General features: G+C 40.7%; 23 protein-coding genes and 1 riboswitch. Of the genes, 3 read left to right on the top strand and 20 right to left on the bottom strand.

Annotated features, from left to right (window positions below; translation table 11 throughout):
- Positions 1–172 precede the first annotated feature (172 nt).
- From ACLNCW_RS03550 to ACLNCW_RS03465, 18 genes are all read right to left on the bottom strand, one after another.
- A complete protein-coding gene (locus ACLNCW_RS03550; RefSeq protein ID WP_424845374.1) occupies positions 173–2,386 on the bottom strand; it encodes a TIM-barrel domain-containing protein in 2,214 nt (737 codons plus the stop codon).
- A 153-nt stretch (positions 2,387–2,539) separates the two neighbouring features.
- Positions 2,540–2,719 carry a hypothetical protein gene (locus ACLNCW_RS03545; RefSeq protein ID WP_101781671.1) on the bottom strand — a complete coding sequence of 60 codons (180 nt, stop codon included), beginning with the start codon at positions 2,717–2,719 and terminating at the stop codon, positions 2,540–2,542.
- Positions 2,720–3,215: 496 nt separating this feature from the next.
- On the bottom strand, positions 3,216–3,608 hold the full coding sequence (gene rpsI, locus ACLNCW_RS03540) for a 30S ribosomal protein S9 (protein ID WP_000075964.1): 393 nt from the start codon (positions 3,606–3,608) through the stop codon (positions 3,216–3,218).
- Between the two features lie 18 nt (positions 3,609–3,626).
- A complete protein-coding gene (gene rplM / locus ACLNCW_RS03535) occupies positions 3,627–4,073 on the bottom strand; it encodes a 50S ribosomal protein L13 (protein WP_001044624.1) in 447 nt (148 codons plus the stop codon).
- Between the two features lie 215 nt (positions 4,074–4,288).
- Entirely contained in the window at positions 4,289–5,488 is a 1,200-nt protein-coding gene (locus ACLNCW_RS03530) for an ABC transporter permease (protein ID WP_424845373.1), read from the bottom strand.
- On the bottom strand, positions 5,485–6,378 hold the full coding sequence (locus ACLNCW_RS03525; RefSeq protein ID WP_000895279.1) for an ABC transporter ATP-binding protein: 894 nt from the start codon (positions 6,376–6,378) through the stop codon (positions 5,485–5,487). Before ACLNCW_RS03525 ends, ACLNCW_RS03530 begins: the two co-directional genes overlap by 4 nt.
- A 234-nt stretch (positions 6,379–6,612) precedes the next feature.
- Positions 6,613–9,018, bottom strand: a complete 2,406-nt coding sequence (pheT, locus tag ACLNCW_RS03520; RefSeq protein WP_424845372.1) for a phenylalanine--tRNA ligase subunit beta — start codon at positions 9,016–9,018, stop codon at positions 6,613–6,615.
- Between the two features lie 76 nt (positions 9,019–9,094).
- On the bottom strand, positions 9,095–9,604 hold the full coding sequence (locus ACLNCW_RS03515; RefSeq protein ID WP_084930412.1) for a GNAT family N-acetyltransferase: 510 nt from the start codon (positions 9,602–9,604) through the stop codon (positions 9,095–9,097).
- Positions 9,604–10,650, bottom strand: coding sequence for a phenylalanine--tRNA ligase subunit alpha (pheS, locus tag ACLNCW_RS03510; RefSeq protein WP_084888190.1), 1,047 nt, complete (start codon positions 10,648–10,650; stop codon positions 9,604–9,606). The genes ACLNCW_RS03515 and pheS overlap by 1 nt, the downstream gene beginning before the upstream one ends.
- A gap of 271 nt (positions 10,651–10,921) precedes the next feature.
- Positions 10,922–11,371, bottom strand: a complete 450-nt coding sequence (locus ACLNCW_RS03505; protein WP_192855679.1) for a GNAT family N-acetyltransferase — start codon at positions 11,369–11,371, stop codon at positions 10,922–10,924.
- A gap of 4 nt (positions 11,372–11,375) precedes the next feature.
- On the bottom strand, positions 11,376–11,795 hold the full coding sequence (locus tag ACLNCW_RS03500; RefSeq protein WP_084888194.1) for a chromosome partitioning protein ParB: 420 nt from the start codon (positions 11,793–11,795) through the stop codon (positions 11,376–11,378).
- 27 nt (positions 11,796–11,822) lie between these two features.
- Positions 11,823–12,473 carry a phosphatase PAP2 family protein gene (locus ACLNCW_RS03495; protein WP_414300771.1) on the bottom strand — a complete coding sequence of 217 codons (651 nt, stop codon included), beginning with the start codon at positions 12,471–12,473 and terminating at the stop codon, positions 11,823–11,825.
- Complete coding sequence (locus ACLNCW_RS03490; RefSeq protein ID WP_000185823.1) at positions 12,463–13,026, bottom strand: ECF transporter S component; 564 nt, start codon at positions 13,024–13,026, stop codon at positions 12,463–12,465. Before ACLNCW_RS03490 ends, ACLNCW_RS03495 begins: the two co-directional genes overlap by 11 nt.
- Positions 13,027–13,190: 164 nt before the next feature.
- A riboswitch (FMN riboswitch) is annotated at positions 13,191–13,425 on the bottom strand.
- A 59-nt stretch (positions 13,426–13,484) separates the two neighbouring features.
- Complete coding sequence (locus ACLNCW_RS03485; RefSeq protein ID WP_261042360.1) at positions 13,485–13,988, bottom strand: tRNA (cytidine(34)-2'-O)-methyltransferase; 504 nt, start codon at positions 13,986–13,988, stop codon at positions 13,485–13,487.
- A 192-nt stretch (positions 13,989–14,180) separates the two neighbouring features.
- The gene (locus ACLNCW_RS03480) at positions 14,181–15,011 is read right to left on the bottom strand and encodes an energy-coupling factor transporter transmembrane component T family protein (protein WP_247939592.1); all 831 of its coding nucleotides are present in this window, start codon (positions 15,009–15,011) and stop codon (positions 14,181–14,183) included.
- Positions 14,996–16,678, bottom strand: a complete 1,683-nt coding sequence (locus ACLNCW_RS03475) for an ABC transporter ATP-binding protein (protein WP_424845371.1) — start codon at positions 16,676–16,678, stop codon at positions 14,996–14,998. Before ACLNCW_RS03475 ends, ACLNCW_RS03480 begins: the two co-directional genes overlap by 16 nt.
- A 168-nt stretch (positions 16,679–16,846) precedes the next feature.
- The gene (locus tag ACLNCW_RS03470) at positions 16,847–17,392 is read right to left on the bottom strand and encodes an ECF-type riboflavin transporter substrate-binding protein (protein WP_033689391.1); all 546 of its coding nucleotides are present in this window, start codon (positions 17,390–17,392) and stop codon (positions 16,847–16,849) included.
- Positions 17,393–17,407: 15 nt separating this feature from the next.
- Positions 17,408–18,256: an SAM hydrolase/SAM-dependent halogenase family protein gene (locus tag ACLNCW_RS03465; RefSeq protein ID WP_001063590.1), complete on the bottom strand. Its 849-nt coding sequence runs from the start codon at positions 18,254–18,256 to the stop codon at positions 17,408–17,410.
- Positions 18,257–18,444: 188 nt separating this feature from the next.
- Here ACLNCW_RS03465 and trkA point away from each other — a divergent pair, with 188 nt between their 5' ends.
- Both trkA and ACLNCW_RS03455 read left to right on the top strand, forming a co-directional pair.
- Positions 18,445–19,794, top strand: coding sequence for a Trk system potassium transporter TrkA (trkA, locus tag ACLNCW_RS03460; protein WP_000691701.1), 1,350 nt, complete (start codon positions 18,445–18,447; stop codon positions 19,792–19,794).
- Positions 19,795–19,797: 3 nt separating this feature from the next.
- The gene (locus ACLNCW_RS03455) at positions 19,798–21,237 is read left to right on the top strand and encodes a TrkH family potassium uptake protein (protein ID WP_101781687.1); all 1,440 of its coding nucleotides are present in this window, start codon (positions 19,798–19,800) and stop codon (positions 21,235–21,237) included.
- A 338-nt stretch (positions 21,238–21,575) separates the two neighbouring features.
- On the opposite strand, the gene pflB is transcribed toward ACLNCW_RS03455, so the two are convergent.
- Complete coding sequence (gene pflB / locus ACLNCW_RS03450) at positions 21,576–23,900, bottom strand: formate C-acetyltransferase (protein ID WP_000260631.1); 2,325 nt, start codon at positions 23,898–23,900, stop codon at positions 21,576–21,578.
- A 238-nt stretch (positions 23,901–24,138) separates the two neighbouring features.
- On the opposite strand from pflB, the gene dinB reads away from it, so the two are divergent.
- On the top strand, positions 24,139–25,200 hold the full coding sequence (gene dinB / locus ACLNCW_RS03445) for a DNA polymerase IV (RefSeq protein ID WP_424845370.1): 1,062 nt from the start codon (positions 24,139–24,141) through the stop codon (positions 25,198–25,200).
- Positions 25,201–25,381: 181 nt separating this feature from the next.
- Here the strand turns inward: dinB and ACLNCW_RS03440 are convergent, their stop codons facing one another.
- Entirely contained in the window at positions 25,382–26,227 is an 846-nt protein-coding gene (locus ACLNCW_RS03440; RefSeq protein WP_261041905.1) for an undecaprenyl-diphosphate phosphatase, read from the bottom strand.
- Positions 26,228–26,232: the final 5 nt, after the last annotated feature.

The raw sequence follows: 26,232 nt of genomic DNA, 5'->3' as shown, positions 1-26,232 counted from the left end.
CTTGTTTAGTTTAAAAATGTTTCAAACCTTGAAACATACTTATCCTTTCCTCTTCAGTAAACAAAAAACATCCCTATGCCAAACTTGTAATTACTAAAATACAAGCCAATAATCATAGAGATGTAAAACTACTACACATTAAATAATAAAAATTGTGTACGAAATGTCTCAATTATTTTTCGCTAGTAAATATCATTTCCAACAAACGCCCTCTCAATTCCTTATCCTGATGATGCAAGATATTCATTAACTCATGAGAGTTTTTCGCATTGATGAATTGATTTAACAATCTATCTTTTAATTCATATGGAAGAGAAGCCGTCTTTAGTAGTCTAAAAACTTCATCATTTAGAGATGGCATTTTATTTTCTTTGCATTCAAATCTAGCTGTATCATTCTTATTTGGCAATTCAATTATAGACACATTCGTTCCTTTAAAATGGATTCTATGTCTTCTATTACTTGGAACGATACTAGAATCTCCTTGTAATGCTAACTCTACCATTCCCTTTTCCCAATCAATCGATAATCTTGTTTTATATCTTTGACCATTTTGATCTTCAATCATTTCAAAAGAATGTTGTTTGCCTGGGAATACATACCAATCTATAACTTCAGGTAAATCAACACCCATATCTATCTCAGAAGCAACCAAGGGAATGATTGCACCACTTTTTGCAAACACAGGTATAGCCGAAATATCCCTATAAACACTTAACTTCACACCACCTGTATATTTTTTCTCTGAAAAGAAGTCATACCATTCACCTTCAGGGAACCATACATCTACTTTTGCAGATTGGAATGCCAAATCCATCTTTTCTACAATGGGAGCCACCATCAGTTCTGTTCCAAAAAAGTATTGATTTGGAACATTATAGCTCTCATCATTCTCTGGGTAGAAATAATACATTGGACTAATTAATGGGGCACCTTCTTCATGTGTCTTTACATTCATAGTGTATAGATATGGAATCATCTGATGTCTCAAACGAAGGTATTTCTTCATAATCTTAGATGTTGTTTCTGAAAAAAACCAAGGTTCTTTACTATTAAAGGGACTTCTAGAACTATGTAATCGAGTAATCGGACTAAAAACACCAAACTGTAGCCATCTAGTTTGTAACTCTTCGTCATAATCCCCCAACATGTGTCCACCGATATCATGACTCCACCAACTATAACCGATATTAGATGCTGTCGCTGTAAAATAAGGTTGAAATCTTAACGAATTCCAACTAATAATGGTGTCACCTGAAAAACCAACAGGATAGCGGTGACTTCCAGGACCTGCATACCTTGATAAAATCAAGCCACCTTCCGAATTTTTACAACTATCCTGATAGTGATAATGGTTTAAAAGCCATAGTGGATCCAACATACCTTGTGTCCCTTGTTGCCAGTCAATCCACCAAAAATCTACTCCCTGCTTTTCTAGCTCATAATGAACATCTTTAAAGTAGGCTTCCCTAAAAGAGGGATTAAAAAAATCAAAAATGGCAGGTTCTTCTAATTCTACATTTAACCCTAATCGTTTGGCGACTCGCGGGTAAGCTTCTTCATAAGCCCGTATACCATCAGCAGGATGGACATTTAAGGAAAGTTTTAACTTCCTATCATGAAGTTCTTGCAATAACTGTTCTGGATTAGGTATTAAGTTTTTATTCCAGCTATATCCTGTCCAGCCACTTCCAAAACGAGATGGAATGTCAGTTATATGCCAATCCATATCTAAAACACCGATAGATAATGGAATTTTCTCTGTTTTAAATCTGTCTATTAAATTCAAATATTCATCCGACGTATAAGGCCAATACCTACTCCACCAATTACCTAAAGCATATCTTGGTAACAAAGGTGTTGATCCAGTCAAATGGTAAAAGTCTCTGATTGCTCCCCTATAATCATGCCCATAGGCAAAGAAATACAGGTCAATTTGATTTTCTCTCTCAATATAACCAGACTGTTCATCCCAAATAAATCCTTGAGAATCATCCAATAAGGCAATACCACTTCGACTAATAATTCCATCTTCTAATGGGATTGCTCCATCTGCCTCATCCAGAGTCCGAGCTGTTCCTTTTAACGTTTCAATAGATTCACCAAAATACCAGCGACTACCATATACGGCAAAATTTCCTTTTAATTCTATAAATAAATTTTCAGCGTTAAATTCTCCTTTATTAAAGTGCAAATGAAAATAGTCCGTCATAATATCTAGTACGTTTGATGTCTCGATATAATCTAACGAAATTTGGCCAAAATCTCTATTATAGATGAGTTGTGTAATTCTATCCTCAAAACTGCCAGTTTTAGAGTATTCTAACCTTACTAGCTTGTCTGTTAATACAGAGATGCGATAAAACTCTCCCTTAAAAATTTTCACTTTGTTTCCCTCCTTTTATTGTAGCATAAAAACAGAACGCACCATTTTTGATGCGTTTTTCGTTATTCTGAATGCAATGTTCTATCTATGACAAATAATACTCAATTGAAAAAAGGTAGTGGACAAAATATCTTTTAACAAATCGAGATGTTATTAAAGAGTTATCCCCAGAGCAAGAGCTTCATCTCGCAGTGTTTCAACATCAATAACCGTAGGTCGCCATCCTTCAATCATATTTGTACTTAAAGCATACCAAACACTCTTAAAAACGGATCGTTTTTCAAAAGCTACTCCCATGATTGTCATCTTTTCTTTATCTATATCTAAGGACATATGCTACCTCCTTTAGTTACATTATACCATGTTTCTATGTAGCTTTTAAAAATTTTATAAACTTCAAATCCAAATATAAAACTCGTTCTTTTTCCTTTTTAACTAATGATTCTGAGTAAAAACTTAACTTCAGGGGAAAATGAAGTAAGACTAGACAAAATTCAAAAACTGATTTCGTACAACTCAAAATACTGATTTTAGACTGACGATAATACTAGAATGCTAATTAATGTTTTTATAATAAAGAGCTGACAACTTATGTTTCTTTTGATTTCTTAAGAATATAAAAAGAAACAATAATGTAAACTTTCGAGTGATTTGAAACGTTGATAGTATCGTATTGATTAACATTTTGAGGCACTGACTTCGTCTGGTTGCAGCCACATTTGTAAGCGACTAAAGTCGCAACAACTGTGTCAGTTGCACCAATTTAGTAAGAAAGTACAAAAAGAACACCCCGAAAGGTGCTCTTTGTAAGTATAGTAATTCTTTCGAATTAACGTTTACTAAATTGTGATGCTTTACGAGCTTTCTTAAGACCTGGTTTCTTACGTTCAACTTTACGTGAGTCACGTGTAAGAAGTCCTGCGCGTTTCAATGAATCGCGGAAGTCTGGGTCTACTTGAAGAAGGGCACGAGCGATACCGTGACGGATAGCTCCTGATTGACCAGCGTATCCACCACCTACAACGTTAACGAAAACGTCGTATGAACCTGCAGTTGAAGTAACTGCGAATGGTTGGTTGATTACAAGACGAAGGTCAGCGTGTGGGATGTACTCTTCAACATCTTTTTTGTTAACAGTGATTTTACCAGTTCCTGGAACAAGGCGAACGCGTGCAACAGCGTTTTTACGACGTCCAGTACCTGCATATTGTGCTTGTGACATACTTTATTGTTCCTTTCCTTAGATAAGTCCTGAAATATCAAGAACTTCTGGTTGTTGTGCAGCGTGAGTGTGCTCAGCTCCAACAAATACTTTCAACTTCATACCTTGAGCGCGTCCAAGAGTATTGTGTGGAAGCATACCTTTAACTGATTTCTCGATCAAACGTACTGCATTTTTAGAACGAAGTTCACCTGCAGAGATTTGTTTCAATCCACCTGGGTGGTTTGAGTGAGTGTAGTAGATTTTATCAGTTGCTTTTTTACCAGTCAATTTAACTTTTTCAGCATTGATAACAATCACAAAGTCACCTGTATCAGTGTGTGGTGTAAATGTTGGTTTGTTTTTTCCGCGAAGTACGCTAGCAACTACTGCAGAAAGACGTCCAAGTGGTACATCAGTTGCGTCAACTACGTACCATTTACGTTCAACTTGGCCTGGTTTAGCCATAAATGTTGTTTTGTTCATGATTTCTCCTATATATAGTTCGATTTTTGTTTACGGTGATGGGTGTTCCTTCCCATCGAAAAGTATTTGGAAGGTTCCGGGGCCTTTCAAATGGGGTAAACAATACCGCCTACTATAATACCAAATTTCACCCCTAAAAGTCAATAGATATGAAAAATATTTTTCTGAATTCCACTCTTTTTATCTCTAAAAAACCTCGCTTTCGCGAGGCTCTTCTATTTATAAGATAAGGCACGTTTAAAGGTTTTCCAAGGACCTAAATCATCTGTTTGCAGAACGAGGCTAGCATACATACGTCCGATAAAGACTGTTGCCGTTACTGCAAAAGCAATCGTAATAGCAAGCGAAATCCAAGCTTCTAACCCATTTGCATAGCCATTAATGGTTCTAAATGGCATGAAGAAAGTCGAAATAAAGGGAATATATGAACCAATCTTTAAGATGAGATTGTCACCAGCTGCACCTAGAGCTGTCACTCCAAAAAAACCACCTATAATCAAAATCATCAAAGGCGACAAGGCTTTTCCTGAGTCCTCAGGACGAGAAACCATAGAACCTAGGAAGGCTGCTAAAACAACGTACATAAAGAGGCTAACCAAGACAAACAATAAGGTGTTGAGCGAGAAAGCCTCTCCTATATGGTTTAAAATACCAGATTGTGCCAAGATTGGTAGGTCTTTAAAGAGAAGAATGGCAGCAAGTCCACCCACGACGTAAATGCCAATATGGGTCAAAATCACAAGAAGCAGAGCTAGCATGCGAGCGTAGAAATAATGACTAGCTCGGATACTAGAGAAGACCACCTCCATAATTTTGGTTCCTTTCTCGCTAGCCACTTCCTGAGCAGTGACACTAGCATAGGTAATCAAAATCATATAAAGAAATAAACCAAGCCCTGCGGCCGCAAAGGTTTGAATCATTTTTTTATTTTCCTTGGATTCATCAATTTTCTCCGTAAAGTTAACTGTTTGTTCCAAGCGTTTTTCCTGTTCTTGTGACAAATTGGCTGCCGAACGATTGAGTTGATCTTGAAGCTCATTTAACTTGCTCGTTACTCCTAGCTTAATAGCAATCTCAAGGGAAGTTTCACCGTGATAAACTGCCTTCAAGACACTATCCTCTTGGTCAATGGTCAGATAGCCTTTTAATTTTTCATCCTTGATAGCAGCTTGAGCACTTGCTTCATCCTGATAATCAAAATTGAGACCATTGGTAGATTTAAGACTGTCTGTCACAGCTGGAACAGTGCTGACTACTGCTATCTTGCCACTCTGAGCCATAGAAGATCCTTGGAGATAGCCAATTCCTACAGATAAGGCTAAAAAGAGGAACGGCGAAATCACCATAAAGAAGAAACTCCACGATTTGACATGTCGAAGATAGGTTTCCTTGATTACAACCCACATATTTCTCATACTTCCACCCCTGATTCTAGTTTAAAGATTTCATCGATTGTTGGCGCTTGCTGGTCAAAGGTTGCGATATATTGCCCTTGAGTCAAGATTGGGAAAAGTTCCCTTCCAGCACTCTCATCCTCTAAGATCAATTTCCAACTGCCTTGCTTGGTCAAGCTCACCTGTTTGACATGAGGAAGTTTTTCCAATTCTTCCTTGCTTCGTTCACTTGAAACAAAGAGACGCGTTTTCCCGTATTGGTTGCGGACATCCTGAACTGGTCCATGCAAGACCACACGACCATCTCGAATCATCAAAATATCATCACAAAGTTCCTCGACATTGGTCATGACATGATCAGAAAAGATAATGGTTGCCCCACGTTCTTTTTCTTGAAAAATGACTTGCTTGAGCAATTCTGTATTGACTGGGTCCAATCCACTGAAAGGCTCATCCAAGATAATCAAGTCTGGTTCATGAATCAGAGTAATGATGAGCTGAATCTTCTGTTGATTTCCTTTTGACAGACTCTTGATTTTATCTGTCAGCTTCCCTTTCACTTCCAACCTCTTCATCCATTGAGGGAGTTTTTCCTTGATTTCCTTAGCATCCATGCCCTTTAGAGTCGCCAAATAACGAACTTGTTCAAGGACTGTCAATTTAGGCATGAGACTGCGTTCTTCAGGTAGATAGCCAATCCGAGCGTAGGTCTCCTGACGAATATCCTGACCATCCAGACTAATTTCTCCTTGATATTCTAAAAACTTCAAAATACTGTGGAAAATCGTTGTTTTCCCAGCACCGTTTTTCCCGACTAATCCCAAAATACGACCTGGTCGCGCTTGAAAGTCAATACCAAACAAAACTTGCTTGGGTCCAAAACTTTTCTCTAGACTTCTTACTTCTAGCATCTTTCACCTCCGAAATGTCTTGCACTCATTATACTCCTTTTTGATAGCCTTTACAATGATTTTTGTCCATTTTATCATCCTCATTTTAGTAAAAAATCTTAGGGTACTTTGAGTTATGAATACATTATACACTGGTAAACTCCAATTTATCTTCTCTGTTCCTCAACTGTCTATTTTTGATCCTGAATTGTTATTTAAAAAGCAAAAATCCACCCCGAAGGATGGATTGATACTTTAACGCACTTCTGCATTGACTTTTTCTTCGAGAGACGCTTGGATTTTTTCCATGTAGCGTGCGACTTCTTCGTCCGTTAAGCTGTCTTCTGGATTTTGGAAAGTCAAGCTATAAGCCATTGACTTCATACCAAGTCCCAATTTCTCACCTGAGAAGACGTCAAAGAGTTTGATATCTGTCAAACGTTTCACGCCGGCAGCTTGGATCGCGTCCACAACTTCTTGGTGAGTCACTTCTGCCTTGAGAAGGAGGGCAACGTCACGGCTAACTGCTGGGAATTTTGTGATTTCCACAAATGGAGTAGCTGGTTTAAGGGCAGTTTCGATGGCTGAAAGGTTGAGCTCAGCCACATACGTTTCTGGAATATCGTAGGCCTTAGCAGTGACTGGGTGTACTTGACCAAGGAAACCAAGAACTTGGTCACCGAGTGAAATCATAGCGGTACGACCTGGGTGAAGGCTAGCGATTTCAGATGTTGCCGTATAGGTCACTTCTAGTCCCAAGCGAGTAAATAATGCTTCAAGGATTCCTTTAGCATAGAAGAAATCAACTGGAACTGCTGCTGTTTGGAAATCTTTTTCAGCAACCAAGCCTGTCAAGGCAAAGGCAAAGCTATTAATCTCATTTGGAAGTTCTTCTTTTGGATTGCCTGTTTGTTCAAAGACTTTTCCGATCTCGTAAAGTGCCAAGTTTTTGTTCTTACGAGCCACATTGTAAGCAACTGTATCAAGGATACCAGAAATCATATTTTGACGGAGGACAGAACGGTCCACTGTCATTGGCCACATAAGTTCCGTAAGGTTACTTGGTTGAGCTGTGAACTCAACTGCTTTTTCAGGAGTTGTTAGAGCGTAGGTGATGATTTCTGTCAAACCTGCCCCTTCAGCAATGGTACGAACTTGGCGGCGAAGTTTTTGTGTCGCAGTCAATTCACCTGCTGTACCATCGTCTTTTGGAAGGCTGGTTGGCAAGCGGTCATATCCATAGATACGAGCAATTTCTTCAAAGAGATCTGCCTCGATTGTGATATCCCAACGACGACGTGGGACGCTGACTGTAAAGCTGTCTGCATTTCCAGAAAGATCAAAGCCAAGACGGCGGAAGACGTCTTCTACATCCGCGTAAGAAAGTTCTGTACCAAGGACACGGTTAACATCAGCAAGAGTTGAAGAAACTTCCACATCAGAGGTATCAAGCTCACCCGCTGAAACGATGCCTTTGCGCACCGTCGCACCTGCAAGTTCTGCAATCATGTTAGCTGCCGCATCAAGGGCTTCGTTAACAGTTGCCACATTGATACCTTTTTCAAAGCGAGAAGACGACTCAGAACGAAGGTTGAGACGACCACTAGTCTTACGAATTGATTTGCCATTGAAAACAGCAGCTTCAAGGACGACACGACTAGATTTCTCAGAGATTTCTGTTGCTTGACCGCCCATAACACCTGCAAGGGCTACTGGCTTGTCTGCGACAGTGATGACTAGGTCATTTGTTTCCAAGTCACGTTCTTCACCATCCAAGGTCACCAATTTTTCATCAGCACGCGCTTCACGCACACGGATGTCAGTACCTTCAAAGGTATCCAAGTCAAAGGCGTGCATTGGTTGACCAAAGTAGAGCAGGATGTAGTTGGTCACGTCCACTACGTTATTAATAGGACGGATGCCTTCGTTCATGAGGAGATTTTGCAACCATTGTGGACTTGGTGCGATAGTCACATTGTCCAAGATACGAGCTGCATAATAAGGCGCCTTGTCTGTCTCAATACCTACAGAAAGAGCATCTGCTGCAGCTTGGTCAGTTTCTGAAAGAGTAAATTCTTTAAAGTTGACCGCCTTGTCATAGATGGCTGCAACTTCGTGAGCTACTCCACGCATAGAAAGGGCATCTGCACGGTTTGGTGTGATAGAAAGTTCGATGATTTCATCATCCAAGTCTAGGTATGAGAAGACTTCATCCCCAGGAACAGCATCTTCTGGCAAGATTTGGATACCATCTGCGAATTCCTTAGGTACAACTGAGTCAGAAATTCCCAATTCACCAAGTGAACAGATCATCCCAAGTGACTCTAAACCACGGATTTTTCCTTTTTTGATTTTGTAGTTGTCAGCGATGCGAGCTCCTGGAAGAGCCACCATAACCTTGATACCAGCACGCACATTTGGGGCACCACAGACGATTTGACGGGCTTCTTCTTCGCCAACGTTAACCTGACAAACATGGAGGTGAGTTTCTGGCACATCTTCGCAAGACAAGACCTCACCGACGACAATTTTTGAGAGACCAGCAGCCGGTGATTCGACACCTTCTACCTCGATCCCTGTAGTTGACATTTTTTCAGCCAACTCTTGTGATGGCACATCAATGTCCACCAATTCTTTTAACCATTTATAAGATACAAGCATAATTTAGTTCTCCAGAATGACAGTTGCCACTCTAGTTCTTTTCCTTTCCTATCATTTCAATAGAAGAATCATCTTCTTACCTTAATTTCTTTTTCAGTAACCAATCTGTATCTACTTTTTGACCAACCATAAAATGATGTTGGCTAAATTTTTCAAAACCATATCGATTATAAAATGCTTGAGCTTTTGTATTATGCTCCCAAACACCTAGCCAAGCCCAAGAAAAACTATTTTTGGTAGCAAGTTCAAGAGCGAATTCAAACAGTTGCTTACCTAGTCCAAATCCTTGGAATTTTTGTAGCACATAGAGACGTTGAATTTCAAAAGCATCCTCTAATTCTCTCTCAGTCTGAGCACTTCCCCAGTTGACTTTGAGAAAACCAGCTATCTCCTCTTCATGCATAATGAAATAGGTTTCGGATTCTGGATTTTCCAACTCAGTTGACAAAACTCTCAAACTATAAGCCTCTTCAAAGTATTCCTGTAACTGCTCTTCTGTATTATCATGAGCAAATGTTTCACGAAAGGTTTGTTTGGCAATTTTGGACAACACCCCAACATCTGCCTTTTCTACTTTTCTAATCATTATTTAAACTGTTCTGAGAAGCGGACATCGCCTTGGTAGAATCCACGGATATCGTTGATTCCATAACGGAGCATAGCTACACGCTCTTGTCCAAGACCAAAGGCAAATCCAGAGTAAACAGTCGCATCGATACCACTCATTTCAAGGACACGTGGGTGAACCATACCGGCCCCCATAATTTCGATCCAACCTGTTTTCTTACATACGTTACAGCCTTCTCCACCACACTTGAAGCAAGAAACATCCACCTCAACAGATGGCTCTGTGAATGGGAAGTAAGATGGGCGCAGACGGATCTGACGCTCTTCACCGAACATTTTTTGCACAATCAACTGAAGGGTTCCTTGAAGATCAGCCATAGAGATATTTTTCCCAACAACCAAGCCTTCAATTTGGTGGAACTGGTGACTGTGGGTCGCATCGTCTGTGTCACGACGGAACACACGCCCTGGTGAGATCATTTTCAAAGGGCCTTTAGAGAAATCATGGGCATCCATGGCACGCGCTTGAACTGGAGACGTGTGAGTACGGAGTAAGATCTCTTCTGTGATATAGAAAGTGTCCTGCATATCACGAGCTGGGTGGTCTTTTGGAAGGTTCATACGCTCAAAGTTATAGTAGTCTTGCTCCACTTCAAAACCATCCACGACTTGGTAACCCATCCCAATGAAAATATCTTCGATTTCCTCACTGGTTTGTGTGAGGACATGACGGTGACCAGTCGCAACTGGACGACCTGGAAGCGTCACATCGATACTCTCGCTAGCCAGTTGAGCCGCGACTTTCTTTTCTTCCAAGAGCTTAGCTGTTTCTTCAAAGGCAGCTGTCAAGACATCACGAGCTTCATTGACATGTTTCCCAATGATTGGACGCATCTCAGCAGAAACATCTTTCATCCCTTTGAGGATTTCAGTGAGCGAACCCTTTTTACCAAGGACAGAGACACGCAAGTCTTGCATCTCTTTTTTATTTTCAGCAGAAATCTGCTTCAAGCTAGCCAGCGTTTCTTCACGAAGCGCTTTTAATTGTTCTTCAATAGTTGACATAATTCCTCCATCAGTCTCTCGTAGATAAAAAAGAAAACCACATGCCAAAAACTCCACTCGGAGCGTTGACACGCGGTACCATCCGTTTTCATCTGACAAGTCAGACCTTCATTTCTAAATCCATGCGCAAGTGAATTCGCCCAGCTTTCATATAGAGAACTTGCAGTCACGGCTCTCCTCCCTGATATACTTCCCTTGAGTTACTAGTCTTGCAGATTTCTATTCAATTACTACTTAGTTTATCAGATTTTTAGTTAAAAAACAAGTTAGATTAGACTAATTTCAATATAAAACTCGTTCCTTTTTCTGTTGCTCCATCTTCCACAAATCCAAGCGACTTGAAACACCTCCTAGAAGCATGATTGTAGGTATAGATTTCCTTGACTTTCAATTCTTTCCATCCTTTTACTCGAGCCAATTCAATCAAAGTACTTAGAACCTTTTTCCCAAGCCCTAGATGTTGATAAGCGGGATTCCCAATCACAATGGGAAGATTATCCTGAGATAGTGTAACATCCCCAATTGGAAACCATTCCCCCTTCTCCTTAACTTCAATCCAAAAAAGCTCACCATGCTGATCCAAATAGGAATACATAGCTTCCAAGGTCGCTGGACTGTACGGTCTCTTCACACCATCTACGAGGTAAACCAAGTTCACATCCTGATACCAAGCAAAAGCTTCCTCACAATGATTGACCTGATAATAAGGAACAAGACGCAGTGCATCATCTATTTGTAGGGTCTGTTTCATCTGCTTTCCTTTTCAATAAGAGAGTTGCTGCTTGATTAAAACCCTCACACCAGTTATACCATTTTGCTTTATACTCATCTTGAGGTAAGATATGATTTTTTAAATCCAGAACAGAATAAATTTTTCTTTCTTCGCAGACTTGCGCATAGAGATGATATAGTTCATTACCGCCGTCTCTATCAAACTCAGCAGAAATCGTATCTTGACCTGCCAATAAAGCCTGATAAGTCCTGTGATGCCCATCTGTAATCAACAAGCAATCTCCGAACGCAAGAATACTGATTGGGTCAACATTGATCATTTCTGCCGACTGATAAAGCATCTGGATGCCTGCTAGTTTCTTTTCTGATAAGTATAGTTGAGTCGGATGGAGATCTTTTATATTGACTTTCATTTCTTTCTCCTCAATGGAATTTGATACTCACTTCTGCTTGCCTTTAAATCGCCATTGGAAACGAAGCTTGTCATAGAAAGGAAACTCGATAAACAGGACTCCCAAGCCCACACAGAGACTGGCAAGGACATCTGATGGGTAGTGAACTCCTAGATAGACCCTTGATACCAGCACACTAACTAGGTAGAGGCCAAGTACGATTTGCACGATTCTTCTCCAGACTGGATCTTTCATCCGTTGACTGAGGATGACAATCAGAGTGCCTACCATCAATGTTACAGCCAGAGAATGGCCACTTGGGAAGGAAAATCCCTTCTCCTCAACCAAGTGTAAGATAGCTGGCCGTGGGCGCTGGTAGATGTTTTTAAAAGTCACGATTAAAAGACCAGCCAAAGCCAAATTTCCCAGCATAAGTAGGCTTTCAATCTTCCACTGCTTACGATACAAGATAAAGGCTGTAATGACAACCCAAGTGATAATCACTGGGATATCAATCAAGCGTGTGATGGCTCGGAAAAGAATAGTCAAGTAATCTGGCAAGTCTCCTCGAACGGCAGTCTGAATCGGTTGGTCAAAACCGACTAGCGTTTCAGGGTAAAATTTGACCATGTAGCCAAGAATAACGAAAAGTAAAAGGGCAAAACTGCCCTTCATTAAAAATGTTTGTTTATCTTTCATAATGTTTTAAGGTTGGTTTCAAAAGGACGTACAACAACCAGAATGAAACGGAAAAGATTACACCCTCAATCAAGTTAAAAGGTAATACCATGGTCATTAGGTAGTTGGAAAGTCCCAAAATTTTTCCAATATCAAAGTTCGCAAACTTAGCGTACAAAGGAACAGCATAAACATAGTTGAGAACCAACATAGCCACGGTTAAACCAATAGTCCCAGCTAGAGAGCCTAGTAGGAAACGAAGGGTTGTCCGTTCCTTTTTCCAAATCAAAGCAAATACGATGACAAAAACTCCTAAAGCTACGATATTCATTGGCAAACCAATGTAAGTATTCACCCCCTGGCTGTTAAGAAGCAATTTCAAGAGTGAGCGAAGCAAGAGAATTCCTAGAGCAGCAGGCAAATCCATGACCACCAGACCTACAAGGACTGGCAAGATACTAAATTCGATCTTGAGGAAGGACGCCGCTGGTAAAAGCGGAAAGTCAAAGTACATCAGCACAAATGAAATGGCTGATAAAATCGCAATGGTCGAAAGTCGACGTGTGTTTGTCATAACAGGTTCCTCCAATTTTCTATAAAATCAGAAGAAGTTAGAAAGGATTCCTCTATCTATTCTCACTTTTTATATCCCAAATCTTCCCTCTTACTCTATTAAAGAAAATTAAAGCAAGCGGTTACAATCTAGCTATAAATCTATCAGAACAGACAAAGCTATTCTTTCGTCTTCTCCCATCCAGACTATACTGTCGGTTGTGGAATCTCACCACATCAGCTTGCGCTCGCGGACTTCTTTAAAGAGAAGGAAATAGAGATTTTTCTTTTAGACTAGGCGACAAGCTGTAGGCATAACTTCTGGTTAGGCAAAGCTTGTCAACAAAGTATAAAAGGAAAAGATCATTTCCTAGTTAAAGTCACCGCCGGTCGGGAATCACACCCTGCCCTGAAGACTCTTTTATCATAACAAAAAACGCTTGCAAGCGCAAGCATTTTGTTCACTTTCATTTTCATTTTTTATTTCAATTTATCCACTTCATAGGTATGAACAAGTTCAAGACCTGCAAAGTTCTGCTGGCGAAGAGCCTCATAGACAATCATACAGACGGTATTAGACACATTGAGACTGCGGACATGTTCATCATTCATAGGAATACGGAGAGCCTTCTCAGGATGTTCTCGCATAAAGTCCTCAGGTAAACCCTTATCTTCACGTCCAAAGAGAAAATAATGATCTTCTTTAATCGATAAATCCACATCAGAATACACTTTCTCAGCGAATTTAGAAATAAGATAGAGTTTGCCCTTCATCTGAGACATGAAATCTTCCAAACTCTCGTAAAAATAAATCTCTAGCTTATCCCAATAATCCAATCCAGCTCGCTTCATCTTGCGGTCGTCAATAGGAAAGCCCATTGGCTTGATGATGTGGAGGGGAGAATTGGTCGCAGCGCAAGTACGCGCGATATTGCCTGTATTTTGTGGAATTTGAGGTTCAAATAATACAATGTGATTTGTCATGACTTGCTTCCTTTCACCATTGCAAAAAAATAGCCACACTGCCCGGAGTCAAGCTCAGCAAACAGCGTGGTTAAGGCATCGTTAACTTACCTCACAACAGGTTTGAAGTAAATCAGCGAAACTACTTTCTTAGTATAACACTTTCAGAATCATTGTCAATAGAAACGACTTGATTTTTTCAATTTTTTCAAGCTATTTCCAAGGGTTGTAAAATCGTCCGTGATTCTGCAAGATAAGTAGTAAACTAGCTACTAAAAATACAGCTGCCAAGAGCAAGGTAATATAATCTCCTTTTTTCAAGGCCTGATAACTATACCAAGTGCGTTTTTTCTCTTTCCCAAAGCGGCGAAGTTCCATGGCGGTCGCAATGGTATCAATGCGTTCTAGCGAGCTAAAAATCAAGGGAGTGATAATGCGCAGATTGCCTTTGATTCGTTGCATAAGAGAAGCTTTCTTGGATAATTCCATCCCACGCGCTTCCTGAGACATCTTGATTGTAAAGAATTCTTCCTGCAAATCTGGAATATAGCGCAAGGTCAGGCTGACAGAATAGGCAATCTTATAGGGCACACCAATTTGATTTAAACTGGAAGCAAACTGACTAGGGTGGGTTGTCATCAAAAAGATAATAGCCAGAGGAATGGTGCAAAGGTACTTAATAGCCAAATTTAGCAGATAAAAGAGTTCTTGACTGGTCAGAGTGTAAGCACCGATTCCCTGCCAAATCACACTTCTCTCTCCATAAAGTCCAACCCCATACTCGGGAGAAAAGAGATAGACCATCAAAACGTTTAAAACGGCAAATGCCGTCGCAAAAACGGCTACAAAGGAAACATCTTTAAAACGGATTTCTGACAAATAGAGGAGAAAGACCGAAAAGATGGCAATCAGAACAAGCAGTCTGGTATCATAGCTAATCATGGCCGCCAATGACACGAGGATGAAAAAGAGAAGTTTTCCAGCTCCTGACAAGCGATGAATCACAGTATCTCTGTGCTGGTAACCAATTAATTTTGCTTGCATCCTTCTCTCCTTTCTTTGTAAAATGCCGTTAAAGCAAGTGGATCCACGTCGAGTTTCTTAGCCAAGTTGAAGATAGAAGTTTCTTTTAGATTGGCTTTTACTAACAGCTCAGGACTGCTCAAAAGACTAGCTGGATCAGTATCGGCAATCAATTCCCCATCCACCATGACAAGAGCCCTATCCGAATAATCCAGCATCAATTGCATATCATGGGTAATCATGACAATGGTATGACCTTTTTGATGCAGTTCTTCAAGAAATTCCATAATTTCAGTATAGTTCTTCTGGTCTTGACCTGCAGTCGGTTCATCTAAGAGGATAATTTCAGCCCCTAAGACCAAAATCGATGCAATAGTCACACGTTTTTTCTGACCAAATGACAGGGCAGAAATTGGCCAATTACGGAATTCATAGAGACCACAGATTTTCAAAGTTTCATAGACTCTCGTTTCAATTTCCTGCTCGTTCACACCTCGCAAACGGAGCCCTAGAGCCACCTCATCAAAAATCATATTGGTTGAAATCATTTGATTGGGATTTTGCAGCACATAGCCTACTCGTTCCGCCCGCTCTGCAACAGAATCTCCTTTGATATCCTGCCCTTCCCAAAGATAGCGACCTTCCGTCTGAATAAAGCTACTTAAGGCCTTGGCTAGGGTTGATTTCCCTGCTCCATTTTTCCCGACAATGGCAATCTTTTCGCCCTTTTTAATATCCAAATGTAGGGACTTTAAAATCGGTCTATCATCATAAGAAAACGACACGTCCTCTAGTCTAAAGAGTGACTGCAATTCTGGGGTTTCTTTTGCCAGTTCCGTCCGCAACTGAACCTGGCCTTTTGAGATAGACAAGTTGTCCAAATTTGCTAATTGTTCTTCTTTAGCTAAATCCACACCTAATTGACGTAAAGTGGTTAGATAAAGGGGTTCTCGAATTCCATTTTGGGTCAACAGGTCAGTCGCCAATAACTGATCAGGACTCCCATTAAAGAGGATACGGCCATCGTTTATCAAGACAATCCGATCCACAGGGCGATGCAGAACATCCTCCAAACGGTGCTCGATAATAAGAGTCGTCGTTCCCTCTTCCTTATGAATCTGGTCAATCAATTCGATAATATCCTGACCTGACTTGGGATCCAGATTGGCGAGTGGCTCATCAAACAAAAGAATCGGACTCTCATCAATCAAAACACCAGCTAGACTAACTCGCTGCTTTTGTCCACCTGACAAATCCTGAGGACGCTGCGGCAGTAAAGAAATAAGGTCCAGCTTTTCAGCCCATTTATGAACACGACTTTTCATCTCTTCTAGACTTGTTACATCATTTTCTAGCGCAAAAGCTAAGTCCTCTGCCACGGACAAGCCGATAAACTGCCCATCTGTATCCTGCAAAACTGTACTGACCAGATGAGATTTATCGTAGATGCTCATATCAAATGCTGCTTGCCCCCTGATCAAAAATTCTCCAGATGTCTGACCCTTGTAAATATTTGGAATAATCCCATTCAAACACTGACCCAAGGTAGACTTACCTGACCCAGATGGCCCAACAATTAAGACTTTCTCTCCCTTATAAATGGTTAAGTCCACTCCTTGCAAGGTCGGTTCTTGTTGCGTTTCATACTGGAAAGAGAAATCCTTCCACTCAATTATAGCTTCTTTCATCTTACTCTCTTCATTCGCTTCTTAGACTTCTATTTTATCATAAATCGAACCCTTCTTGCAGACTCTTCTATTAAAAACTTAGCACCAACAAGATTCCTAGCCTAAATTGCTTACCCGACTAGTCTATAAACATCGAAAAAGACCGGTTGCCCAGCCTTTTCCTTTATGTTAATCCTTTTTCAAACTTCCTGAACGAGTCTGCGTACGTGAATAAGCTAGCAAGAGAAGGGTACCTGCGATAGCTACAGTTACAGCATTTGCAATTCCCGCAACAATCCCTTGGGCAAATACTTTTTCTGCCGCTTCTTGATAAATCACAACATCTCCAAGTGGTGCCAAGACACCCCAAACAAGAGCATTTGCAACAATCTGAATGAGGTTAAAGAAGACAATATCCTTCAACTCAAAAACACCCTGTGTTACTCGAATGTATTTTCTAAAGAGTCCGACGGCTAGACCAAAGAGACCACTAGCAATAATCCAAGTCCACCATAGACCGTAGCCAGCAAGAGAGTCCTTCACTGCATGCCCAATTAAACCAACAAGTAGTCCCACTAGAGGGCCAAAAATAATAGACAAGAGGCTCTGTACCGCATACTGAAGCTGGATGCTTGTATTTGGAACAGGCGTTGGAATACTGATCATCCCGATGACAACAAAGAGCGCAGCTCCAACACCGATAGCAACAACTTGTTTAATTGATTGATTTTTCATCTATATTCTCCTATTTTATGATTCTATTTTCTTTATTTCAATGGTCCAAGATGAACCGACACCCACATTATAGGCCTTGGCAAAGGAACCTTGGTTGATAGCCAGACCTAAACGATAGAGAGAGTTGATGTAAAGGATGGGTTGCCCAATTCTCACATCTGCAAATGATTTGCCATAAACAACCTGATTTTGATAGACCAGCATATCAGCGTGATAGATAGTCACTTCAAAACGGTCACCGAATGCTGGTTCCAGCTTGTAAAATTCTTCTCGCGTGATAGAGGTCCAAAGCGAACCAAAACGCACATCCAGAATATCAATAGCTCCCTTCACCAGATGATCTTCTATGATTGTCTCTACGACTGGAAGCTCTACAATCTGATCCACACTGAGCTCTGGCCCCACTTCCTCAAAACTAATGTGACCACTGGCTAGTTTAGCACCAGTATAGGCATAGACATCACGACCGTGGAAGGTATAAGAATGCTCTGTATTTTGACGTCTATTGGCCACTTCAGAAATTTCACGAATGGCTACAATGCCAACGTGCTTCTTGATAAAAGAAAGCGTCCCATTATCTGGCGTGACAATGTATTGATTTTTTGCAGTCTTAGCAACTACGCTCTTACGTTTCGAGCCGACACCTGGATCGACAACCGATACAAAAGTCGTTCCCTCGGGCCAGTAATCCACCGTCTGAAAGAGACGATAGCTCCCCTCAAAAATATTATAGGGCGTGATATCGTGCGTCAAGTGATGGATTTTTAAGGTTGGAGATTCTTCTAAAGCCACTCCAATCATAGCCGATACCGCACCATCAACCAGACCAAAGTCTGATTGTAATACCAGTAAATTATTATTCATTTTATCTCCTTGTATATCCTTTATCATACCATATTTCAGAGAAAGGTGCTAATAGCTATTTCAATTGATTAGGGTATAGTTTTACCTTATAGCAAATTTCCTACTAAAAACTCTGGTGATTAGCTAGTAGGTGCATTTTTTCTTGAAAAAAGGTATGATAGTTACATAATGAAGAAGTAGGTTTTATTATGAAAATTATCCTTGTCGGAGGGGGAAAAGTTGGTTCTGCCCTCTGTCGCTCCTTGGTTGCAGAAAAGCATGATGTTTTGCTGATTGAGCAAGACGAAGCTGTCCTCAATCATATTGTCAATCGCTTTGATATCATGGGTATCCTTGGTAACGGGGCCGATTTTACCATCCTTGAGCAAGCCAGTGTCCAGGATTGTGATATCTTTATCGCCCTGACTGAATACGATGAAGTCAACATGATTGCAGCCGTTCTAGCCAAAAAAATGGGAGCTAAAGAGACCATCGTTCGGGTGCGGAACCCTGAATATTCTAACTCTTATTTCAAGGAAAAGAATATTCTCGGTTTTTCTCTTATCGTTAACCCTGAGCTCTTGGCTGCCCGCGCTATCGCGAATATCATTGACTTCCCCAACGCCCTCTCTGTCGAACGTTTCTTTGGTGGACGCGTTAGCCTCATGGAATTCACTGTTAAATCTTCCAGCGGTCTTTGCCAAATGCCCATTTCTGATTTTCGTAAAAAATTTGGCAATGTTATTGTCTGCGCTATAGAGAGGGATCATCAAATTATCATTCCAAGCGGTGACATGACCATACAGGATAAAGATAGAATCTTTGTCACTGGTAACCGTGTTGATATGATGCTCTTCCATAATTATTTTAAATCTCGTGCCGTGAAGAGCCTTCTTATTGTTGGAGCTGGTAGAATCGCCTATTATCTACTAGGTATCCTAAAAGACAGTCGTATTGATACCAAGGTTATTGAAATCAATCCTGAAATCGCTAGCTTCTTTAGCGAGAAATTCCCAAACCTCTACATCGTTCAAGGAGATGGTACCGCAAAAGATATCCTGCTGGAAGAAAGTGCTCAAAACTATGATGCCGTTGCGACTCTAACAGGGGTTGATGAGGAAAATCTGATTACCTCTATGTTCCTTGACAGGGTAGGTGTACAGAAAAACATCACTAAGGTCAATCGTACCAGTCTCCTCGAGATTATCAATGCGCCTGATTTTTCAAGTATCATCACACCTAAAAGCATCGCTGTAGATACAATCATGCACTTTATTCGTGGTCGTGTCAATGCCCAGTATTCAGACCTTCAAGCCATGCACCATCTAGCCAATGGCCAAATCGAAACCCTGCAATTCCATATCAAGGAAGCTAATAAGATGACTGCCAAACCTCTTTCTCAACTGAAATTGAAAAAAGGTGTTCTTATTGCAGCTATCATTCGAAAGGGCAAGACTATTTTCCCTACTGGGGAGGATATGTTGGAAGTTGGAGACAAGCTCCTAGTAACAACCTTGTTGCCAAACATCACCAAGATTTATGACTTGATCGCGAGGTAAGAAATGAATAAAAGTATGATTCGTTACCTCCTTTCAAAATTACTTTTGATTGAAGCTGTTCTCCTTTTGGTTCCTGTAGCTGTCGCTCTCTATTACCGTGAATCGAGCCAAGTCTTTACGGCCCTCTTTTCAACAATAGGGATTCTCGTATTACTAGGCGGTTCAGGAATTTTACAAAAGCCCAAAAATCAACGGATTTATGCCAAGGAGGGAGTCTTGATTGTTGCCCTCTGTTGGATCCTCTGGTCTTTCTTTGGTGGTCTCCCCTTTGTTTTTGCTAAGCAAATTCCCAGCGTTATCGATGCCTTTTTTGAAATCAGCTCTGGCTTTACAACTACTGGAGCAACTATTCTGAACGACGTTTCGGTCCTCAGCCGTTCCCTCCTCTTCTGGCGAAGTTTTACCCACTTGATCGGAGGGATGGGAGTGCTTGTTTTTGCACTTGCTATTATGGATAATGCCAAGAATAGCCACCTAGAAGTGATGAAGGCTGAGGTTCCTGGTCCCGTCTTTGGTAAGGTTGTATCCAAACTCAAAAACACTGCCCAAATTCTCTATCTCCTTTATCTAGCTCTCTTTTCACTCTTTGTCATCATCTATTATCTGGCTGGCATGCCCCTATTTGATAGTTTTGTCATCGCTATGGGGACAGCAGGTACAGGAGGCTTTACCGTCTATAACGACGGGATTGCCCACTATGGCAGCTCACTGATTACCTATCTGGTTAGTATCGGAGTTTTGGTTTTTGGGGTAAATTTCAATCTCTACTACTACCTTATGCTCCGTCGCGTCAAGGCCTTCTTTGGAGATGAAGAACTTCGTGCTTACTTGATCATCGTGCTAGTTTCTACAGGCTTGATTAGCCTCAATACCCTCTATCTCTACCCAGGATTTTCTAAGAGCTTTGAAATGGCCTTCTTCCAAGTTTCCAATATCATTACAACGACTGGTTTTGGTTACGGAGACATTACCAACTGGCCCCTCTTCTCCCAATTTATCCTTCTCTTCCTCATGGGAATCGGTGGTTCTGCTGGTTCAACCGCAGGTGGACTCAAGGTTATTCGAGGCCTCATCCTTTCAAAAATTGCTAAAAATCAGATTTTGTCAATCCTATCGCCCCACCGTGTTTTGACCCTCCATGTGAATAAAACAGTGATTGATAAAGATACCCAACATAAGATTCTCAAGTACTTTGTCATCTATGCTATGATTTTGCTAGCGCTTATCTTTATTGTCAGCCTAGATAGCAATGATTTCCTGGTCGTTACCAGCGCTGTCTTTAGCTGTTTCAATAACATCGGGCCTATTCTAGGAACCACTTCTAGTTTCTCAATCTTTAGTCCTATCTCAAAAATTCTCCTCTCCTTTGCAATGATTGCAGGGCGCTTGGAGATATACCCAATCCTACTTCTCTTTATGAAGAGAACTTGGTCTAAGAGATAAAATACAACCACACCTTGTGTCTTACAAAGTGTGGTGTTTTTATTTTAATACTCTTCGAAAATAAAATTCAAACCAAGTCAGCTTCGCCTTGCCGTATATGTGTGACTGACTTTGTCAGTCTTATCTACAACCTCAAAGCGGTGCTTTGAGCAACCTGCGGCTAGCTTCCTAGTTTGCTCTTTGATTTTCATTGAGTATCAAATACCTCCCGCAACTCAACAAGTATCTTTGAATCCCGGTCAGACATTTCAGTACCTGACTTAAGGAATTTAAGATCCCAAAAAACAACCCTCAGTCGACTGACCGAGGGTTCCTTATTTCATTATTCAAGAACTTGATTAGCTCAACGCATCCAAGGCATCATCCATTGAAAGAACTTCGTGGAAGACACGTTGTGTCAATTCAGTTTTTTGTTCTGGAGTGAGGTATTTAGTGTTTACACAGTATCCAGAGATACGTACGATAACATCTTCACCTGACATGATCTTTTCGTAAACATCGTTCAAGTCCATAACGTTCAAGTTAACGTGTTGTCCACCGTTTTCGAAGTAACCATCAAGGATTGTTACCAAGTTATCAACTTGTTCGTCACGAGTCTTACCAAGAGCACGAGGTGATACTTGTGTAGTCAATGAGATACCATCAGCTGCATAACTAAAGTCAAGGCTAGAAAGTGAGTTCAAGTTTTGCAACCATCCACCTTTAGCTTTGTTAGATGGGTTAGCACCTGGTGAGAAGAATTCAAGTTTAGACAAGTTCACAGAACCATCTTCGTTGAGGTATACACCTTTGTGAACTGGTGAGTTACCAGTTTGTTTAGAGTAAGCAACGTTAGATGTGATTGTCAAAAGTGATACTGTAGCTTCAGCGTCTTTGTAAAGTTTGTGGCTACGTAGACGAGTTGTGTAAGCTTCGATCAACCATTCTGCCAATTCGTTTGAACGTGGGTCATCTTCACCCCAACGTGGGTATTCACCGATTGTTTCGTAATCGTAGATGTAGCCATTTTCGTCACGGATTGGTTTAACTGTAGCGTATTTGATAGCTGACAATGTGTCAACAGTGTTGGCAAATCCACAGATACCGAATCCCATGTTGGCACGTTGTTTAGTTGGCAAGAAGGCCATTTGAACAGCTTCGTAGTTGTACTTATCAGTCATGTAGTGGATGATGTTCAAAGCATCTACGTAAGTGTCAGTCAACCAGTCAAGAGATTTTTCAAAGTTAGCTTTAACTGATTCAAATTCAAGAACTTCGTCACGGATTGGTTCGATATCAAATACTTTGTAGTCTTTGTGAACATCGTCGTAACCACCGTTCAAACCAGTAAGAAGGGCTTTCAATACGTTTACACGCGCACCGAAGTACTGGATGTTGTGGCGTTGTTCTTCATTTTCTGGGTCAAGTGGAGACACACAGCATGAGATACAGCTCATTTCACCATATCCGTCTTTAGCCATTGTTGTTACACCTTCGTATTGGATAGAAGAGTGTTTGTGGCTCATGTGCATACAGTAGCGACGGAAGTTGTATGGCAATTTGTCAGTCCAAAGAACTGTCAAGTTTGGTTCTGGTGAGTTACCGATGTTGTCAAGAGTGTTCAAGAAACGGTAGTCCATCTTAGTAACACGGTGACGACCGTCGTTACCCATACCAGCCATAGAAGTTGTGATGAAAGTTGGGTCACCTGAGTACAATTGGTCATAAGCTTTAGTACGAGCAAATTTAACTGTACGAAGTTTCATAACGAAATCATCAACGAATTCTTGGATTTCTGATTCAGTAAATGTACCACGAGCAAGGTCACGTTCTGCAAAGATGTCCAAAACGATTGGTACACGACCTAGAGATGTAGCAGCACCGTTGATAACACGGCAGACAGACATGAAGGCGATGTTAACCCATTGGATAGCTTCTTTAACGTTCATCGCTGGTTTGCGAACGTCAACTCCGTAAAGGTCACCCAAACGAACAACTTGTTGCAATGCTTGGTATTGAAGGTTGATTTCTTCACGAAGACGGATTGTTTCTTCATCGATTTCTTCAATTGCATTCCAGTCGTTTACTTTTTCTTGCATCAAGTAGTCTGCACCGTAAAGAGCAAGACGTGCGTAAACACCGATGATACGTCCGCGTGAGTATGCATCTGGAAGACCAGTTACAGTGTGAGCGTGACGTGCGCGACGAATGTTTGAAGTGTAGGCACGGAAGATACCGTCGTTAACTGTTGTTACATATTTAGTAAAGATTTCGTGAACAGCTGGATCTGGTTCGTATCCATTTTCTTTCAAAGTAGTTTCAGCCATACGGATACCACCTTTTGGCATGAAGTTCAATTTGAAGAGTTCATCGTTTTGGATACCGAAGATAACTTCGTTTTCTTTATCGATAAATCCTGCTGGGATATCAGCGATAGATGTTGGACGAGTATCCATTGGGAAACGAGTTTCTTCGTAGTGTGCCTTAGTTTCTTCTACAATTTTTTTGATGTGAAGTGAACGTTCTGTTGGTCCTGCGAGGAAGCTTTCGTCTCCATCATAAGGTGTGTAGTTAGCTTGTACGAAGCGTGATACACTTGCTTTTTCTTTCCAATCTACGCCTTTGAAGCCTTCCCAAGCTTTGTCAAAAATATCTTGTGCTTCAACAACTGTCTTAACAACCATGTTAATGTCCTCTTTTTTCTTTCTAGTAACAGCCATCTGTTACATTCATGAGACAAGTATACCATACAGTAATCGTTTTCAACAAGTGATAAATCCCTATTTTTACACTTTCTTTTCTAAAACAGTCTATATTTTGCCCTAAACTGTATTATATTTTTGAAAAAATAAAGTCCTTTTTTCTTTTTTTCAGAAAAAAGGGTATAATAAAAGAAAATAAGCAGTAAAAAGGGGGCTAGGCATGTTGATTTTTCCTTTGTTAAATGATTTGTCAAGAAAAATCATCCATATTGACATGGATGCCTTTTTTGCTGCCGTGGAAATCAGGGATAATCCTAAACTCAGAGGAAAACCTGTCATTATCGGCAGAGACCCTCGGCAAACAGGTGGGCGTGGTGTCGTTTCCACTTGTAGCTATGAAGCTCGAGCTTTTGGTGTCCATTCAGCCATGAGTTCCAAGGAAGCCTATGAACGCTGTCCTCAGGCAATCTTCATCTCAGGAAATTATGAAAAATACAAGGCTGTGGGACTCCAGATCCGAGCTATCTTTAAGCGCTATACAGATTTGATTGAACCCATGAGTATTGACGAAGCCTATTTGGATGTGACAGAAAATAAACTCGGCATCAAGTCAGCGGTCAAAATTGCTCGCCTCATTCAAGAGGATATCTGGCAAGAACTCCATCTAACTGCTTCTGCCGGCGTTTCCTACAACAAATTCTTAGCTAAAATGGCCAGTGATTATCAAAAGCCACATGGTCTGACAGTAATTCTACCTGACCATGCTGAAGATTTTCTCAAACAAATGGATATTTCCAAGTTTCATGGAGTAGGAAAAAAGACGGTGGAGCGTCTGCATCAAATGGGTATTTTTACTGGCGCTGATTTGCTTGAAGTCCCTGAAGTAACCCTAATAGACCGCTTTGGTAGACTGGGCTATGACCTGTATCGAAAGGCTCGTGGCATTCACAATTCCCCAGTCAAATCCAATCGCATCCGTAAATCAATCGGTAAGGAGAAAACCTATGGAAAGATTCTCCGTGCTGAGGAAGACATCAAAAAAGAGCTGGCTCTTCTATCAGAAAGAGTTGCTCTCAATCTACATCAACAAGAAAAAGCTGGAAAAATTGTCATTTTGAAAATCCGCTACGAGGACTTTTCAACTCTTACCAAACGAAAAAGTCTGACTCAAAAAACACAGGATGCTAGCCAGATAAGCAAAATAGCCCTGCAACTCTATGAAGAGTTAAGCGAGAAAGAAAGAGGTGTCCGCCTGTTGGGGATTACCATGACTGGATTTTAAAACTCAATGAAAATCTCTTCAAACCACGTCAGCGTCGCCTTACCGTAGGTATTAATGACTCTGGCAGTCTTATTTACAACCTCAAAACAGTGTTTTGAGCAACCTGCGGCTAGCTTCCTAGTTTGCTCTTTGATTTTCATTGAGTATAAAACCTTGAAGAGCTGACTCTTCAAGGCTTTTCTTATACAAATAAACGGACAAAGCTATAAAGCAATAAGATGCTACCAAGCACGATGCGGTATTTACCAAAAAGGGTAAAGTCGTGTTTTTTCACATAGCTGGTCAAAAAGCGAATAGCGACCATACTAACTGCAAAAGCTACTCCCATAGCGACCAAGAGCAAAAACAATTGCCCAAAGCTCAAGAGCTGTCCTGCTTTTATAAATTTGAAAATCTTTAATGCACTGGCTCCAAACATAACAGGAATCCCTAGATAGAAGGTAAATTCTGTCACAACAGAACGACTAGTTCCATTCAACAAGCCACCAACAATCGTTGCTCCAGAACGGCTTGTCCCTGGTAAAAGGGCAAGAACTTGGAAGAGTCCGATATAGAAGGCTGTCATATAAGGAAGCTTGTCCAACTCTGTCACACTTGGCTCGATAGCACGCGCTTTATTGCGCTTTTCCAAATAGATAAAGGCAATCCCATAGATAATCAACATAAGAGCAACTGAAACCATGTTATGGAAGTGTGTATCAAACCAATCATCAAATTTAAAGACGGCAAGCAAAGGCAAAGTCGCAACCAAAACCTTCAACCACAATCTCCAAGTCTTACGAACTTCCTGCTTGTCCTTAGTCGATTTAAAAGGATTGAGCTTGTTAAAGTAAATGACCATAACCGCTAAAATCGCACCAAGCTGAATCACAACATTAAACATGGACATAAAAGATTCATTCTGATTTTGGTATTGGATAAACTCCTCTGCTAAAATCAAGTGACCTGTACTGGAAATCGGCAACCATTCCGTAATTCCTTCAACAATTCCGAAGAAGATAGATTTTAAAATTTCAATAAGATACATAGATT

Origin of the sequence: Streptococcus sp. CL6.22 (assembly GCF_049738055.1) — a bacterium.
GTDB classification, from domain to species: domain Bacteria; phylum Bacillota; class Bacilli; order Lactobacillales; family Streptococcaceae; genus Streptococcus; species Streptococcus mitis_DJ.
This window is presented reverse-complemented; position numbering and strand designations above follow the sequence as displayed.

What these genes read in the sequence shown, in the direction of transcription:
- ACLNCW_RS03545 (WP_101781671.1), bottom strand. Translation starts at nt 2,719, where the DNA reads ATGTCCTTAGATATAGATAAAGAAAAGATGACAATCATGGGAGTAGCT.
- rpsI (WP_000075964.1), bottom strand. Translation starts at nt 3,608, where the DNA reads ATGTCACAAGCACAATATGCAGGTACTGGACGTCGTAAAAACGCTGTT.
- rplM (WP_001044624.1), bottom strand. Translation starts at nt 4,073, where the DNA reads ATGAACAAAACAACATTTATGGCTAAACCAGGCCAAGTTGAACGTAAA.
- ACLNCW_RS03530 (WP_424845373.1), bottom strand. Translation starts at nt 5,488, where the DNA reads ATGAGAAATATGTGGGTTGTAATCAAGGAAACCTATCTTCGACATGTC.
- ACLNCW_RS03525 (WP_000895279.1), bottom strand. Translation starts at nt 6,378, where the DNA reads ATGCTAGAAGTAAGAAGTCTAGAGAAAAGTTTTGGACCCAAGCAAGTT.
- pheT (WP_424845372.1), bottom strand. Translation starts at nt 9,018, where the DNA reads ATGCTTGTATCTTATAAATGGTTAAAAGAATTGGTGGACATTGATGTG.
- ACLNCW_RS03515 (WP_084930412.1), bottom strand. Translation starts at nt 9,604, where the DNA reads ATGATTAGAAAAGTAGAAAAGGCAGATGTTGGGGTGTTGTCCAAAATT.
- pheS (WP_084888190.1), bottom strand. Translation starts at nt 10,650, where the DNA reads ATGTCAACTATTGAAGAACAATTAAAAGCGCTTCGTGAAGAAACGCTG.
- ACLNCW_RS03500 (WP_084888194.1), bottom strand. Translation starts at nt 11,795, where the DNA reads ATGAAAGTCAATATAAAAGATCTCCATCCGACTCAACTATACTTATCA.
- ACLNCW_RS03495 (WP_414300771.1), bottom strand. Translation starts at nt 12,473, where the DNA reads ATGAAAGATAAACAAACATTTTTAATGAAGGGCAGTTTTGCCCTTTTA.
- ACLNCW_RS03490 (WP_000185823.1), bottom strand. Translation starts at nt 13,026, where the DNA reads ATGACAAACACACGTCGACTTTCGACCATTGCGATTTTATCAGCCATT.
- ACLNCW_RS03485 (WP_261042360.1), bottom strand. Translation starts at nt 13,988, where the DNA reads ATGACAAATCACATTGTATTATTTGAACCTCAAATTCCACAAAATACA.
- ACLNCW_RS03480 (WP_247939592.1), bottom strand. Translation starts at nt 15,011, where the DNA reads ATGCAAGCAAAATTAATTGGTTACCAGCACAGAGATACTGTGATTCAT.
- ACLNCW_RS03475 (WP_424845371.1), bottom strand. Translation starts at nt 16,678, where the DNA reads ATGAAAGAAGCTATAATTGAGTGGAAGGATTTCTCTTTCCAGTATGAA.
- ACLNCW_RS03470 (WP_033689391.1), bottom strand. Translation starts at nt 17,392, where the DNA reads ATGAAAAATCAATCAATTAAACAAGTTGTTGCTATCGGTGTTGGAGCT.
- ACLNCW_RS03465 (WP_001063590.1), bottom strand. Translation starts at nt 18,256, where the DNA reads ATGAATAATAATTTACTGGTATTACAATCAGACTTTGGTCTGGTTGAT.
- trkA (WP_000691701.1), top strand. Translation starts at nt 18,445, where the DNA reads ATGAAAATTATCCTTGTCGGAGGGGGAAAAGTTGGTTCTGCCCTCTGT.
- ACLNCW_RS03455 (WP_101781687.1), top strand. Translation starts at nt 19,798, where the DNA reads ATGAATAAAAGTATGATTCGTTACCTCCTTTCAAAATTACTTTTGATT.
- pflB (WP_000260631.1), bottom strand. Translation starts at nt 23,900, where the DNA reads ATGGTTGTTAAGACAGTTGTTGAAGCACAAGATATTTTTGACAAAGCT.
- dinB (WP_424845370.1), top strand. Translation starts at nt 24,139, where the DNA reads ATGTTGATTTTTCCTTTGTTAAATGATTTGTCAAGAAAAATCATCCAT.
- ACLNCW_RS03440 (WP_261041905.1), bottom strand. Translation starts at nt 26,227, where the DNA reads ATGTATCTTATTGAAATTTTAAAATCTATCTTCTTCGGAATTGTTGAA.